A 14,388-nucleotide genomic window follows, 5' to 3' on the forward strand; every position below is an offset into this window, starting at 1 on the left:
GATCTGCCGCGTCACTGATTGTGATTGAAGGGGAACGAATGCCCCATCTGTACGAAGTCGACACCCAGTGCCCACACGGCCGACCGCGAGTACGCGGTCTCCAGGTCGGGCATGCCACTGCCGGAGCTGCTGCTCAGGCAGATCTTGCCGCTCTTGTACAAGTGGTTGCCGTGCTGGTCGAGCTTCGGAACGCTCTCCAGCGGTGGATCGAGCAGCCGCACGTCGTACTGCGTGCCGTTGAACGTCGCGCACATCACGTAGGTGTTCCCGAACTCCGTCGCGATGCTGTACACCCACCCCTCCGCGCCGGGGGTGTCCTCGTAGTAGGCGTTGGCGGGCAGCTTTCGCCGTGCGACCCGCCGCTCCTCCGCCAAGCGCTGTGCCTTGCTGAGCACCGCGAACGTGCCATGGGGGACCTTGGACAGCGGTGCGTCCCCCTCATCGCCGGTGCCCAGGCGGACCCGGCCGGTCCGGTCCACGTACACCTGCTGGTCGGGCACGGTGGGCGCCTCGGAGTTGCGTCGCTGGCTCGCGAAAAAGCTGTCGCGAACGGCGTTGAGGTCGTACATGTCTGCCACGAGCGGGTCGCCTTCTGCTCGAAGTGATGGAAAGGGGGACGCGGCCGGTGTCCGGGCGTCCGGGACGGCCCTGCCGTCAGGCGCGCAGTGCCGGGTATCGGGTCAGGCAGTTGCGCAGGATCCGGGTGTCGTCCCCGTGGGGGCCGAAGATCGTGACGTGATCGGTGAGCAGCGCGTCGAACAGTCTTCGTGCGGCGGCGACGTCACCTGCGGCATAGCTCCAGTGCGCTTGGTCGAAGCGTGCCTCCAGAAGCGTCCGGTCATCCGCGCTGTTCTCGCCTCTTACCGATGCGAGCAGTTCGCCCAGCTGAGCGGCTGCCTCCGCGGGGCGGCCGCACTCGCCGGTGTAACGAGCGAGATTGAGCCGGCAGAGGACGGCGATCGGGTCACCGGCGGGCAACCGCGACATCAGCTGGGTGCGCAGCATCGTCAGCAGCGACACCGCCTGGTCGGGCCTGCCCGCCTCCTGCATGGTCCGCCCGAGGTTCAGCGCGATCAGCCAGGTGACGCGGTGGTCGGCGGAGAGGGCGCCGACAGCCTTTCGGAGGAGCTCCTCCAGTCGCTCGGTGCGTTCGTGCGGGCTAGCCACGGACATGGCGCCTCGAAACTCGGCCTCGATCCTGTGCACGGCTCCGACCCGGTCAGCGGCTCCACGGCGCGACCGTCGCCCTGGAGCTGCGCGCACGGAGACGATCCCGTCGAGGCGGGCGAGCACTTCGGCCGTGCCTGTGGGGCGGTCGGCGGGAGACTTGGCGAGCAGGTCCCTGACCAGGTCGTCCAGCGGGACGGGAACGTCGGGTCGTTCGGCGCGGAGGGAAGGGACGGGGGCCTCTCGGTGCGCATTCCAGTAGTCGGTGAAATCGGCCGCCTCGGAGAAAGGTCCTCGGCCGGCTATCGCCTCGAAGAGGATGCAACCGATGGAATAGAGGTCGGATGCGACGCTGGGAGCCGCACCGGTGAAGAGCTCCGGCGGTGTGTAGGCGGCAGTTCCCACGAAGTAGCCGTGCTGAGTGAGGCCCGTGTCGAGGAAGCCGGATTCCCTTGCGGAAAGAGGGCGAGCGATACCGAAGTCGATCAGGACGAGCCGTGACTGTGCGCCGCGGGGGACGGAGACTCCCGAGACCGGGCAGAGCATGAGGTTGGCGGGCTTGAGGTCGCGGTGTACCAGGTCCCGCGCGTGGACCATGGCAACCGCCTCGCACAACTGCGCTATCAGCGAGACCACTTCGGACACCGAAGGCCGAGGGCGGGCGGCGAGGTACTGCTGGAGGGTGAGGCCGTCGAGGAACTGGGTGATCAGGTACAGGCAGTAATCCTGACCGGACTGTTCCACACTCACGTCGTAGATCTTGACGATGCGCGGGTCGTCGATGGCCGCGAGCACTTTGGCTTCCCGAACGAAGCGCTGGGCGAGTGCGTCGCCGGGCGTTCGGACCCGGAGGGACTTGATCACCACTGTGCGATTCAGCAGCAGGTCCCTGGCTTTCCAGACTTCAGCCATCCCCCCCGAAAGCCGTTCACGAAGCTCGTATCTGGCCGGTTCTGTGCTCGGCACTCCCACTTTCGCCCCCCGACGAATCTGGCGCGAAAGGCACTGTGACATGTCGTCAGGTTTATGACCATCCGTTTGCCTGAAATTTCACCCTAGAGGGTGATGGGCTCCCCGTGGTGCACGACAGGACCTCGGCACCCACAGGGAGCGCCCGCTTGAAGGCGTCTTCCGGCCGTGGTCGTCCTCCGGCCTCCGCGTCCGCCTGATGGGGCTCCGGCACCGCAGCCGGCCGCTGTGGGAGCGCCCGGCTGAAGTCCGGCAGTCGACCATGCATGTCCGAGAACTCCATGCGCCCACTGGAGGCCTGATCCTCCAGGTACCGCTGCGGAGCGTGCTCCAGGAACGGCGCGTAGGCGAGCGGACGGCCGCCCGGCGACTTCAAGTAGGAGAAGACACCCGGACTGCTCTTCAGGGACTTCATCTTCCGGACTTCGTCGTCGGTCAGCGTCCGGTAGAGCACCATCGCCCGCTCCCGGGGCTCACTCTGCTCGGGCTGCACGGACACCGTGAAGGGTGCCTGGGAGGCGTCGTACGCCTTGTTGGAGTCACCACAGCCACGTCGCCATCCGCCAGGGCGCAGGCATCCGCTTCGCCAAGACCAGCCGCATCCTGGCTGAGCTCGCCGGCGGCCACGCGGACCGCACCTGGGACAAGCGCATCCGCGAACTCATCCGCCCCGGCCTGCTCGCCCTCGACGGCTTCGCGATGCGGCGGCTGACCGCACCCCAGGCCGACGACCTCTACGAACTCTTCAGCGAGCGACGGAACCGGTGCTGATCATCACCAGCAACCGGGCGCCCGGCGACTGGTATCCCCTCTTCCCCAACCCCGTCGTCGCCGAGTCGCTGCTGAACCGGCTGCTCAGCGCCAGCCACCGGGCCATCATGAACGGCCCCAGCTACCGGCCCGACAAGCGACCGAAGAATCTCGCCGACAAACCCGGCACACCCTCGAAAGGCTGATCAGATCACCGGCGGCCCCGCCTCGATCCGGCGCATTACCGGGGGCAGGCGGTCCAGATCGGGGCACGTCTGGACCTGCCGCTCGTCCCACCAAGTGGCGCCGGCGTCACGCAGCGGACCCGAGGTCCAAGCGAAGCCCGCGCGCTTCGGCTTCACCGTTTTGTACAGCGGGAGAGGTTCGCAAGGTTGCCGAAGAGCGGCATGAGACCCGTAAGGTCACGGGAATGACGGACGATCAGCAGCAGGAGCAGGCCGTGGCGGGCGCCTGGGCGAGGATCGAGAAGTGGCTGGAGCAGCACGCTCCGCGCTCCTACCGGATGCTTCCTGTGCCCGCCCCGGAGGCCGACATCCGTGAGGTCGAGCAGGAACTCGACCTCACCGTCCCACCAGGCCTCAAGGCGTTCTACCGCCTCCGCAACGGCACGGGTCACCCCGGCGATTTCGGCTGGACACCCGAACCCGAAACCGGACTCCCCCCACAAGGACAGGAGACGGCCTGGCTGTTGCCGAGAAAGCATGGGATTCCTCCCGTGCAGCATCTGCCGTACTGGGATGAAGGCCCTCACACGATCGGTATGCCGGACGACCCCATGGTGCGATACCTGGCGTTCGCCGCGACCGACCGCAGCGGTCTGTACGGGCTGTTCACGGACTGCACACCAGGGCCGGGGTACGGACGGATCGGCACCTTCGAAGAGGCCGGCATTCCCAAGCTGGGCGTGTGGCCGTCGTTTGCCGACTACCTCATCGAAGTCGCCGACGCCCTGTACGAGAACCGGGGTGTGGAGTACGCGGACGGACACCAGGACACGAAGGTGCCCGGTCTCGTCGATCAGGCGCTGGTGTGGGACGGGCCGGCACATCCGCGGGATCCGGACTGGACGCGCTTCGCATAGCACCGTGGCCGGAGCACCACAGGGTGCTCCGGCCACAGGCTTGGTCAGTCAAGGGTCAGGTCAGCCGACCTTCTTCCACGCGCAGACGGTGTCGGCGTTCTTACAGTGTTCGAAGCCGGGATCGCTGATGAAGAACCCGTCCTTGTCGAGCAGCCGCATCTGGGGAACGAACTTGATGCCGAGGTCGCGGAAGGCGCCGGTGTTCTGATCCGTGGGAACGGAGGCACGGCCACACTTCTCGTTCCACTTCGGGCCGGTGTAGCCGTCACGGTTCTCGGCAAGCAGTCCCCACGTGCCGCCGGTCATGGGCTTGGTGTAGAGCTGTGCGCACTCCTTACCAGAAGCAACCTGGTTCGGGCCCTTCGGCATGCCGCCGCTCTGGTACGTACTCGCGGGCGCGTACTCGTCGCACGATCCGTCGGGCGTGGCGGGGTTGGGCTTGAAACCGCTGGTTCCCGTGGGGCAGACGATGCCGCGGCTGTCGTCGTTGGTCCAGTCACCGCCGTCCGGATCGGCGTTGTTGCCGGGGCCGAGGTAGGTGACGAGGGAGTCCCACTTCCGGCTGCCGGGGTGGGAGGGGAGCTTCTCCTGCAGCAGCCAGTAGTAGGCACCGGCCGCCGGGTACAGGTTGGTGTCCACCGTCCAGGTGGGCTTGAAGTACGGGAAGACACAGCCGGTCTTGATGCTGCCTCCGGCGATGTCGTCACAGCGCGGCGCCAGTTCCCGGACACGGACGTCGCCGCTGGTGCCGAGGCTGGTCTGCGCGTGAGCGTTGCCGGCGTCGACGGAACCGAGGAGGCTCCAGCCGAGGTCGAACTGCTCCTTGCCGGTGCCGTTCCAGATCGTCTGACTCTTCGCTGTCATGGCGTACGGGGCGCCGACTTCGCCAATCGCCCAGTGCGGCGTGGTGTTGAGGCCGTCGTTGCTCGACCACTTGACCTGCGAGCTGGTGCAGTCCTTGCAGTTGTCGCCCGGTTGCCAGGTGAGGTGAACGCCCTCGGTCGCGGCGTCGATCTGCGTCGGGACCACGGTGAGCTGCTGGTCGAACTCCGCACGGTCCGTGCCGGTGTCCGACTTCCTGTTGTACAGCTTGATCTGCTGGGACAGCGCGAACGTGGCGGTGCCGAACCTCGGCAGGTCATCGGCGTCGACGAAGATCAGGGTCGCGTAGCCGACGTTCTTGAGGCACGCCTCGCCCCGGTTCATGTAGTCCTTGCCGTCGGGTTTCGCGGCGCACCACGAGACGAGATCGGCGCCCCGAAGAGCTTGCCTCATCGCCCTCTTGGCGACCGCCGCGTCTTCGGCAGTCGGCGCGTCACGACTGATCTCGATGCACACCTTCCGACCGTCTGCGTCCGGGGCGGAGCATCTCCGGGAGGTGTCATCCCCGCGCAGTCCCCTGATCGGGCCGGGATCGGTACGCGTGAATTCGACCGGGGTCTGCGCGAGCGAGTCGATGCCGGACGTGGCCTGTGGTGCCGGGAAGGTGACGTACGGCTTCTCGGCCGGGGGGACGTTGATCTTGAAGGTGGAGTACGGGGACCAGTCGCTCTCGTACGCGTTGCTGGTGACGTCGTACCCGGAGGAGCGGACCGCGTAGGTGACACCGTTCTTGAGCTTGCCGGCCGGAACCTTGACGGAGGCCGGTTTGCCGGCGGTCACCTCTCCGGAGACTAGGACGCCCCACTGGTTCTCGTCGGTCAGCTTGACGACCGTGGCCGTGGGCTTGCCGCTGGAATCGGTGGTGTGGACCTCGAACGTGGCGGTGGTCTTGTGACCGCTGGGGGCGGTGACCGTGTTGCGTAACGTCGGTGTGGTGGTTTCGGTCTGCCACACGTTGTTGGTCTTCGTGAACGGCGGGCCGACTTCGGGGCCGTTGGGAGTGTTCGGCTCGGCGGCCGCGACGGTCCGTGCGCCGGGACCGTGAACGGCGGGAGGGCTGTCGGAGCCGACCGCATGGCTGATGCCGGGGGCACCGGACCCGATGACGATCGCGAGGATCGCACCGATGGTTAAGCGACGTCTTCTTGCAGTGGCGGGTATCAACCTGCGACCTCTCTCTTGGAGAACAACAGTTCGACACCATCAGTCCGTGGCGGCGCGGGCCATGGCCGAGATCACGGTTTGAGCGAGGCGGGAAAGAGATGAGCCACCAGGAATCCCGTACGCATCGCCTCGAAGGCCGCCATCGCGAACAGGGGGGCGGATGCGTCCCGGAGCCATCAAGGTGGTCTCGACAAGTCACGGAGGCGAACAGCGCTTTGCCTTACACCACGGTCGCCGGCCCCGCTGCGAAGTTGGCGTCGGCATCGACGGGGTCGGCGACGGTCCAGGCACCGGGTGCGTCTCCACAGGCGCGGATCAGTAGCAAGCCGACCAGGGAATGTCACTGCCCGCGGCTGAACGGCGGGTCAAGGGTGCGCTGAGCGTGGACACGCAGTCAGCCGTCGCCGTGCTGGTGGGGTCTGGTCTCGCCAGGACGGCAGGAATGCGGGAATCACCGCCGTCCTGCCGTCACTCACGGTGCTGGACGAAGCGAGGAGAGCCACCGTCGAGCTCGAGGTGTCGGACGACCCCGCACCACGCACCGAGCCGCGGCGAGCGCGCTCACGCCTACGCGGCCAGCGCAGGGAACACGACCACCGAGCCGTCCTTGTCGCGGGCCATCTCGATCGCCACGTCCGGCGTGGGGCCGTTGACCATGACGCCGTCGCCCAGCCTGTGGATCTGGTTCGTCGCGCGCATCAGGCGATCGACCTCACCGGTTGTGAAGACGGGTCGACGACCCTGCGGGCGGGCGAGCTCCAGCCTCGACAGGCGTTGCAGGACACCGGCGCTGTCCGACTCCAGTGTGTCGAGGCGTTGCTGATCGGTCTTGAGTGCACGGGTGAAGTTCTCGAACAGGTTGCCGGAGCCGGTCTGTGCGTGCTCGACGGCCTGCAGGACGATGACTCGCCGCTTCAACGCGATGGCCAGGGAGGCGAGTTCGAGGTGGGCGCGGAACGTGCCGCCATCCTCGTCGACGCCGGGGAACGCCTTGGTCAGCGTGCCGATCTCGACGGCCTTGCCGTCGGGCAGCTCGTCGAGTGCGCTCTGCCATTGGGCGAGGTTACGCTCGGCGGCGGCCAGCGCCTTGCTGATGGCGTGCACCGCCGAGTCCAGTCCCAGCGAGGCACCGAGCTTGCCCTGGTCGAGGAGAACGGCGGTCGCCTTGTCCATGGCGTCACGGCAGCCGTCGAGTTCGCTGCGGTCGTGGTTGAGCTTTTCGTCGTGCAGTCGCTCCAGCAGTTCCGTGATGCGTTCGATGGCCTGCTGGCCCTTGGAGTCGGCGTTCGCGCTCATCCCCACCGCCACGGCCATGAGCACGAGCGGCGCGGCCACGGTGAGCGCCGCGCTGCCGGCGACCGCGACACCGGCTGTAGCACCGGCTCCGCCGACCGCGCCCGCCGCCGCCGCTCTGCCGACCGGCTCGAACGTGGCGCCGGCAGCGATGCGGCCCGTGGCGGCGTTCACGAGTGAACCGTAGATGCCGTCGGCCGGCCCCTCCTTCAAGAGGCGGAGGCCAGCGGCTCGCTGCCGTCGTCAACGCGGCGATATCACGCACTCTCGATTCCGGCACTGAGGGCGCCGGAACGGTCGCCGATGCCTGCACGGGGCAATGATGTCCTCAGGCTGACACCGGGCCTCGTCGCCGGACGGCAATCATGAGCCGCCAGAACCCAGGGCAGGGGTTCCAGCGGCCGGTCGCCGCTCAGGCCGCCTCGCGCACCTGACTCCGATGGGCCCGGACGACATCGGCGTACCGATGCCCCGTCCCCTTGATCGTCCGCCGCTGCGTCGCATAATCCACGTGCACAAGCCCGAACCGCTTCTCATACCCGTACGCCCACTCGAAGTTGTCCAGCAGCGACCAGGCGAAGTAGCCGGCCAGTGGGGCGCCCCGGCGGGCGGCGGAGGCGCAGGCCGCCAGGTGCCGCAGGAGGTAGTCCTGCCGCTCGGGGTCGTCGACCGTGCCGTCGGGGCGCACGACGTCGGGGTAGGCCGAGCCGTTCTCCGTGACGTAGAGGCGGCGGGCCCCGTACTCGTCGGTGAGCCGCATCAGCAGTGTCTCGATGCCGCTCGCGTCGATCTCCCAGTCCATGCCGGTGCGCGGGACGCCGCCGCGGCGTACGGCCCGGGCGTGCGGCGCCGGTCCGTCCGGGTCGTCGGCGACGGTCTGGGGGAAGTAGTAGTTCAGGCCCAGCCAGTCCAGCGGGGCGGCGATGGCCGCCGAGTCGCCGGGACATTCCGGGAGTTCGACTCCGTAGAGCTCGCGCATGTCCGCCGGGAAACCCATGCCGTGCACCGGGTCGAGCCACCAGCGGTTGGTGTGGCCGTCCATGCGGCGGGCGGCCGCGATGTCCTCGGGGCGGTCGGTCGCGGGACGGATGGTGGAGAGGTTGTTGACGATGCCGACCTGCGCTCCCGGAGCCGCCGCGCGGACGGCCCGGGCGGCCAGGCCGTGGCCGAGCATCAGGTGGTAGGAGGCGCGGACGGCGGCCGTGAGGTCCGTCAAACCGGGAGCCATCTTCCCTTCGAGGTGGCCGATCCACGCGGAGCACAGGGGCTCGTTGAGCGTGGCCCAGTGGGTGACGCGGTCGCCCAAACGCCGGGCGACGACCGAGGCGTACTCCGCGAACGCCGAGGCGGTGTCGCGCTCCGGCCAGCCGCCCCGGTCCTGGAGCGCCTGCGGCAGGTCCCAGTGGTAGAGGGTGACGGACGGGGTGATGCCCGCCTCCAGCAGGCCGTCGATCAGCTCGTCGTAGAAGGCCAGGCCCTTGGCGTTGACGGGGCCGTCGCCGCCCGGGACGACACGCGGCCAGGCGATCGACAGGCGGTAGGCGTTCACCCCCAGCCGGCGCATCAGGGCGATGTCCTCGCGCCAGCGGTGGTAGTGGTCGCAGGCGACATCGCCGTGGTCGCCGCCGGCGGTCTTCCCCGGGGTGTGCGAGAACGTGTCCCAGATCGACGGCGAGCGGCCGTCCTCCGCCACGGCTCCCTCGATCTGGTACGCCGAGGTGGCCGTGCCCCACAGGAAGTCGTGCGGGAGAGCGGCGAGGTCGATGGTCACGGAAGTCCCTTCGGGAACGGGCGAGTCGGTCACTTGACGGCTCCCGCCGTCAGGCCGGCGACGAGATAGCGCTGGAGCAGCAGGAAGCCCGCGACCACGGGGACGCTGACGACCAGCGAGGCGGCCATGATCTGGTTCCAGTACACGTCGTTGAGGGTCGAGTAGCCCTGGAGGCCGACGGCGAGGGTGCGGGTGGTGTCGTTGGTCATCACCGAGGCGAACAGGACCTCGCCCCAGGCGGTCATGAAGGCGTAGACCGCGACCGCGATGATGCCGGGCACGGCCGCCGGGACGACGACCCGGAACAGCGCGCCGAGCGGGCCGCAGCCGTCGACCAGGGCCGCCTCGTCCAGGTCGCGCGGCACCGAGTCGAAGTAGCCGATCAGCATCCAGATCGAGAACGGGAGCGAGAACGTCAGGTACGTCAGGATCAGACCGCCGCGCGACCCGAACAGTGCGATGCCGGTCGCGTTGCCGATGTTGACGTAGATCAGGAACAGGGGCAGCAGGAAGAGGATGCCCGGGAACATCTGCGTCGACAGCACGGTGACGGTGAAGACGCGTTTGCCCCGGAAGTCGTAGCGGCTGACGGCGTAGGCGGAGAAGACGGCGATCACCACCGAACAGACCGTCGCCGCGCCCGCCACCACCAGGGAGTTGAGGAAGTAGCGGGCCAGCGGGACCGTCGACCAGATGTCGATGTACGGGCGGATCGTCAGCTCGCTCGGCAGCCAGCGGAACGCGCCGGTGACGTCCGCCAGGGGCTTCAGCGAGCTGGAGACCATGACGTAGACCGGGATCAGCACGAAGCCCGTCAGCAGCGTCAGGAAGATCCGCCGGGACCACAGGAACGAGCGGGGCGGGGCCATGGGGGACGTGGTCATGAGGCGCTTCTCCGTCCGCGTGAGGTGAGCACGAGGTGCCCGCCCGTGACCAGCAGCAGGAACAGCAGCAGGAGGACGGACATCGCTGAGCCGGTACCGAAGTTCCAGGTGACGAACGACGCCTGGTAGATGTGCACCGAGATGAGGTCGGCGGCCTCCGGGGCGGTCCTGCCGAACAGGACGAACGGCGTGTTGAAGTCGTTGAACGTCCACAGGAAGAGGACGAGCACGAGGACCTGGTTGACCGGGCGCAGGGACGGCAGGGTGATCCGGCGGATCTGCTGCCAGACGCCGGCGCCGTCCAGCGCGGCCGCCTCGTACAGCTCACGCGGGATGTTCTGCAGGCCGGCCATGACGATGAGGAAGGCGAACGGCCAGCCCTTCCACACCGACACCGTCAGCAGCGCGACGAAGCTGTTGTCGCCGATGAGCCAGAAGGACGGCTTGTCGGTGAGGCCGAGCTGATCGTGCAGGACGTGGTTCACCAGCCCGTTGTCGTGCTGGAACATGAACACCCAGGTGATGACGGCCGCGTAGACGGGCAGGGCGTACGGGACGAGGAACAGGGCCCTCAGCAGGCCGCGCCCCCGGAAGGTGTCCTGCATGAAGACCGCCGCCGCCGTGCCGGTCAGCCAGCACAGGCCCACCGACAGCAGTGTGAAGGCGACGGTGACGAGGAAGGAGTGCAGCAGCGCCTCGCCGACCGGGGCGTCGAAGTCCACCGACACCTTGTAGTTGTCGAGGGCGGACCAGGGGGCGGCGCCCCAGTCGCGGATGTAGAACTGCGTGAGCTCCTTGAAGCTCATGACGATGCCGATCACCATCGGCACGAGGTGGACGAGGAGTTCGAGGAGCAGGGCGGGCAGGAGCAGCAGGTAGGGCAGGCCCACCCGGTGGATCCGCCCGGTGCGGCGGCGGGGGCCGCGCGCCGCGCCGGGCGGGCTCTTGCGGACCGCCGGCCTCTCGGCCTGGGCAGTTGTGGTCATGTCGCTCAGGCCGCCGGCATCTGCTGCTGAGCCTTCTCCAGGGCCGCCTTCACCGATCCGGTGGTGACCGGGCGTCCGGCGGCCGCGTCGGCGAACAGGCCCTTGATGGCCGTGCCGACCGCCGTCTCGAACTGGGACTCGTCGGCGACCTGCGGCAGCGCGACCGCGCTGTTGGCGAGGGTGTCCTTCAGGACGGTGGTGGCCGGGGTGGCGAAGGCGGCGTCCGACTGGGCGGACTTGACGGGCGGGATGGTGCTGTAGGCCTTGTTGAGGATCTTCTGTTCGGCGTCGCTCGTCATGAACTTCACGAACTTCGTGGCGCCGTCGGTGTTGTCGGTGTTCTTGAAGACGGCCAGGTTGATGCCGGCGACCATTGAGTTGACCTGCTTGCCGGTGCCGGGGGCGCCGGACTGCACGGGCACGGGGGCGATGCCGTAGTCGTCCTCGCTCATGCCCTGCGACGCGAGGTTGGCGGACGCGGACTGCCACAGCAGCATCGCGGTCTTTCCCTTGGCGAAGTCGCTCACCGACTGGTTCTGCGCGTACTCGGCGTTGCCCGGCGCGATGACCTTGTCCTCGGCCATCAGGTCGACGTACTGCTTGACCGCGGCGACCGTCCCGTCGCTCGTGAAGTCGGGCTTGCCGTCGGCGGTGAAGAAGTCGGCGCCGTGCTGCTTGGCGAAGACGAACGCGTGGTGGATGTTCTCGGACGGGTTCGAACCCTCCATGCCCAGGGCCCACTTGCCGTCCTTGGACAGCTTCTTGCCGTCGGCGACCAGCTCGTCCCAGGTGGCCGGGGGCTTCGAGATGCCCGCGTCGGCGAACATCTTCTTGTTGTAGTAGAGCGCGTACGACATCGAGTACAGCGGCACCGCCGCCGGGTCCTCGCCCTCGGCGCCCGTGGAGCCGAGGGCCGAGTCGACGAACCGGTCCCTGCCGCCGATCTTGCCGAAGTTCTTCGCGTCCCACGGCAGCAGCGCGCCCGTGGCCTGGAGCGAGGCGCTCCAGGTGTTGCCGATGTTCAGCACGTCCGGGCCCTGGCCGGAGGTGGTGGCGGTGAGGATCCGGTTGAGCAGGTCCGACCAGGGGACGACCTCCAGCTTCACCTTGATGCCGGTCTGCTTCTCGAACTTGTCGAGTTCGGGCTGGAGAACCTTCTTGTCGACCTCGATGCTGGCGCCCTGGTTGGACGCCCAATAGGTGAGCGTCTTCGGTGAGTCGTTCGACCCCCCGCCGGTCGCGGAGCCGCCGCCGCAGGCCGTGGCCGCGAGGGCGAGTGACAGTGTGACGGCGCCTGCCGCCGCGGCTCGGATGCTGCGCATGGCTGCTCCTGGCCCTTCCGGGAGTACGGGAGGACGCCTCCCCCGTCGCGAGGGAGCCGTCATGGCTTAATTTAGGACGTGAGTTAATCCCCGGAAGGCAGTGCCGTCAAGGGTTTGGACACACTCTCGGAACTCTCGCCGGACCCCTTGACGCATCTGTTCCACGGATGAAGCATTCAGCGGCGAGAGAGCGCTCCCCGCACCCCACACCGTTCACTTCCTGAACCAGGAGAGCCGCCCCATGCACCCTGACTCCCCGTCATCACGCCTGCCCGCTCCCGGTCGCCGGGCCGTCCTCGGCGCCGCCGCGGCGGCCTCCGCGCTGGCGGCCCTGCCCGGCACCGCCTCGGCCGCCCCGGCCGGTCGCGAGCGGCCCGTGCGCACGAGGCCGCGCGCCCTGCCCGGCGGTGGCGACCTCGGCCCGAAGGTGCTGGTCTTCGATCCGTCCACGCCGAACATCCAGGGCAGACTGGACGAGATCTTCCGGCAGCAGGAGTCGGCCCAGTTCGGCACCGGCCGCTACCAGGTGCTGTTCAAGCCGGGCACCTATCACGGCCTCAACGCGCAGATCGGTTTCTACACCTCCGTCTCCGGCCTCGGCCTCTCCCCCGACGACACCACCATCAACGGCGACATCACCGTCGACGCGGGCTGGTTCGACGGCAACGCCACGCAGAACTTCTGGCGCTCCGCGGAGAACCTCGCGGTCGTACCCGTCAACGGCACCAACCGCTGGGCGGTCTCCCAGGCGGCCCCGTTCCGCCGGATGCACATCCGCGGCAACCTGAACCTCGCCCCGACCGGTTACGGCTGGTCCAGCGGCGGCTACATCGCCGACAGCCGCATCGACGGCCAGGTGCAGCCGTACTCGCAGCAGCAGTGGTACACCCGGGACAGCGCGATCGGCGGCTGGCTCAACGGCGTGTGGAACATGGTGTTCTCCGGCGTCGAGGGCGCCCCTGCGCAGGGCTTCCCCAACCCGCCGTACACCACCCTGGCCACCACGCCGGTCTCCCGCGAGAAGCCGTTCCTGTACCTCAGCGGCAGCGAGTACCGGGTCTTCCTGCCCGAGAAGCGGACCGACGCTCGGGGCGTCACCTGGGGCAACGGCACCCCGAGGGGCACCTCGTTGCCGCTGTCGCGCTTCTACGTCGCCCGGCCCGGTGTCACGGCGGCCACGCTCAACCAGGCCCTCGCCCAGGGGCTCCACCTGCTGCTGACCCCGGGGATCTACCACCTCGACCAGCCGGTGCGGGTCGAGCGGGCCGGCACCGTCGTACTCGGCCTCGGCTACGCCACGCTCATCCCCGACGGCGGCGTCACCGCGCTGAAGACCGCCGACGTCGACGGCGTACGGCTCGCCGGGTTCCTCGTCGACGCCGGACCCGTCAACTCCGCCACCCTGCTGGAGATCGGCCCGCGCGGCGCCTCCCGGGACCACTCCGCCAACCCGACCACCGTCCAGGACGTGTTCATCCGGATCGGCGGGGCCGGTCCGGGCAAGGCCACCACCAGCATGGTCGTCAACAGCCGGCACACCATCGTCGACCACACCTGGGTCTGGCGCGCCGACCACGGTGACGGCGTCGGCTGGGAGACCAACCGCGCGGACTACGGCGTCGTCGTCAACGGCCACGACGTATTGGCGACCGGGCTGTTCGTGGAGCACTTCAACAAGTACGACGTGCAGTGGTTCGGCGAACGCGGCCGCACGGTCTTCTTCCAGAACGAGAAGGCGTACGACGCCCCGAACCAGGCCGCGATCCAGAACGGTCCCGTCAAGGGCTACGCGGCCTACCGGGTCGGGGACGGCGTGACCAGCCACGAGGGCTGGGGCCTGGGCAGCTACTGCTACTACAACGTCGACCCGACCATCGTGCAGCACCACGGCTTCGCGGCGCCGAACCGGCCCGGGGTGCGCTTCCACGACCTGCTCGTGGTCTCGCTCGGCGGCAACGGGCAGTACGAGCGCGTCATCAACGACACGGGGGCGCCGACGTCGGGGACCTCGACGGTGCCGTCGACGGTGGTGTCGTACCCGTGAGGGACCGGCCCCTCCCTTCCGGGCGGAAGGGAGGGGCCTCCCGGGCCTCCCCCG

General features: G+C 68.6%; 10 protein-coding genes and 3 pseudogenes. 3 read left to right on the plus strand and 10 right to left on the minus strand.

Annotated features, from left to right (window positions below):
* Window positions 1–11: 11 nt before the first annotated feature.
* From HNR57_RS02445 to HNR57_RS02455, 3 genes are all read right to left on the minus strand, one after another.
* Window positions 12–578 (minus strand): hypothetical protein, encoded by a 567-nt coding sequence (locus HNR57_RS02445; protein WP_184555168.1) that lies wholly within the window; start codon window positions 576–578, stop codon window positions 12–14.
* A gap of 76 nt (window positions 579–654) precedes the next feature.
* Window positions 655–2,133: a serine/threonine-protein kinase gene (locus HNR57_RS02450; protein WP_184555171.1), complete on the minus strand. Its 1,479-nt coding sequence runs from the start codon at window positions 2,131–2,133 to the stop codon at window positions 655–657.
* 58 nt (window positions 2,134–2,191) lie between these two features.
* Window positions 2,192–2,593: a hypothetical protein gene (locus tag HNR57_RS02455; RefSeq protein WP_184555174.1), complete on the minus strand. Its 402-nt coding sequence runs from the start codon at window positions 2,591–2,593 to the stop codon at window positions 2,192–2,194.
* 92 nt (window positions 2,594–2,685) lie between these two features.
* On the opposite strand from HNR57_RS02455, the pseudogene HNR57_RS02460 reads away from it, so the two are divergent.
* A pseudogene (locus HNR57_RS02460) lies at window positions 2,686–3,092 on the plus strand (ATP-binding protein); the annotation flags it as partial.
* Here the strand turns inward: HNR57_RS02460 and HNR57_RS40535 are convergent.
* Window positions 3,093–3,212, minus strand: a pseudogene (locus HNR57_RS40535) (LLM class flavin-dependent oxidoreductase); the annotation flags it as partial.
* 104 nt (window positions 3,213–3,316) lie between these two features.
* Between HNR57_RS40535 and HNR57_RS02465 the strand changes: the two are divergent.
* Window positions 3,317–3,988 carry an SMI1/KNR4 family protein gene (locus tag HNR57_RS02465; protein WP_221341965.1) on the plus strand — a complete coding sequence of 224 codons (672 nt, stop codon included), beginning with the start codon at window positions 3,317–3,319 and terminating at the stop codon, window positions 3,986–3,988.
* A 60-nt stretch (window positions 3,989–4,048) separates the two neighbouring features.
* Here HNR57_RS02465 and HNR57_RS02470 read toward each other — a convergent pair whose 3' ends face one another.
* The 6 genes and pseudogenes from HNR57_RS02470 to HNR57_RS02495 all read right to left on the minus strand — a co-directional run bounded on the left by HNR57_RS02470 (window position 4,049) and on the right by HNR57_RS02495 (window position 12,290).
* Window positions 4,049–6,034, minus strand: a complete 1,986-nt coding sequence (locus tag HNR57_RS02470; protein ID WP_184555177.1) for a hypothetical protein — start codon at window positions 6,032–6,034, stop codon at window positions 4,049–4,051.
* A gap of 567 nt (window positions 6,035–6,601) precedes the next feature.
* Window positions 6,602–7,525 (minus strand): annotated as a pseudogene (locus HNR57_RS02475) (hypothetical protein); the annotation flags it as partial.
* A gap of 214 nt (window positions 7,526–7,739) precedes the next feature.
* Window positions 7,740–9,098, minus strand: coding sequence for a GH1 family beta-glucosidase (locus tag HNR57_RS02480; protein WP_184555180.1), 1,359 nt, complete (start codon window positions 9,096–9,098; stop codon window positions 7,740–7,742).
* Between the two features lie 29 nt (window positions 9,099–9,127).
* Window positions 9,128–9,967 carry a carbohydrate ABC transporter permease gene (locus tag HNR57_RS02485; RefSeq protein ID WP_184556530.1) on the minus strand — a complete coding sequence of 280 codons (840 nt, stop codon included), beginning with the start codon at window positions 9,965–9,967 and terminating at the stop codon, window positions 9,128–9,130.
* Between the two features lie 11 nt (window positions 9,968–9,978).
* Window positions 9,979–10,968: a carbohydrate ABC transporter permease gene (locus tag HNR57_RS02490; RefSeq protein ID WP_184555183.1), complete on the minus strand. Its 990-nt coding sequence runs from the start codon at window positions 10,966–10,968 to the stop codon at window positions 9,979–9,981.
* A gap of 5 nt (window positions 10,969–10,973) precedes the next feature.
* The gene (locus HNR57_RS02495) at window positions 10,974–12,290 is read right to left on the minus strand and encodes an ABC transporter substrate-binding protein (RefSeq protein ID WP_184555186.1); all 1,317 of its coding nucleotides are present in this window, start codon (window positions 12,288–12,290) and stop codon (window positions 10,974–10,976) included.
* A gap of 241 nt (window positions 12,291–12,531) precedes the next feature.
* On the opposite strand from HNR57_RS02495, the gene HNR57_RS02500 reads away from it, so the two are divergent.
* Window positions 12,532–14,334, plus strand: a complete 1,803-nt coding sequence (locus HNR57_RS02500) for a pectate lyase-like domain-containing protein (protein ID WP_184555189.1) — start codon at window positions 12,532–12,534, stop codon at window positions 14,332–14,334.
* Window positions 14,335–14,388: the final 54 nt, after the last annotated feature.

The sequence above is a fragment of the Streptomyces paradoxus genome (assembly GCF_014202475.1).
Taxonomy (GTDB): Bacteria; Actinomycetota; Actinomycetes; order Streptomycetales; family Streptomycetaceae; genus Streptomyces; species Streptomyces paradoxus.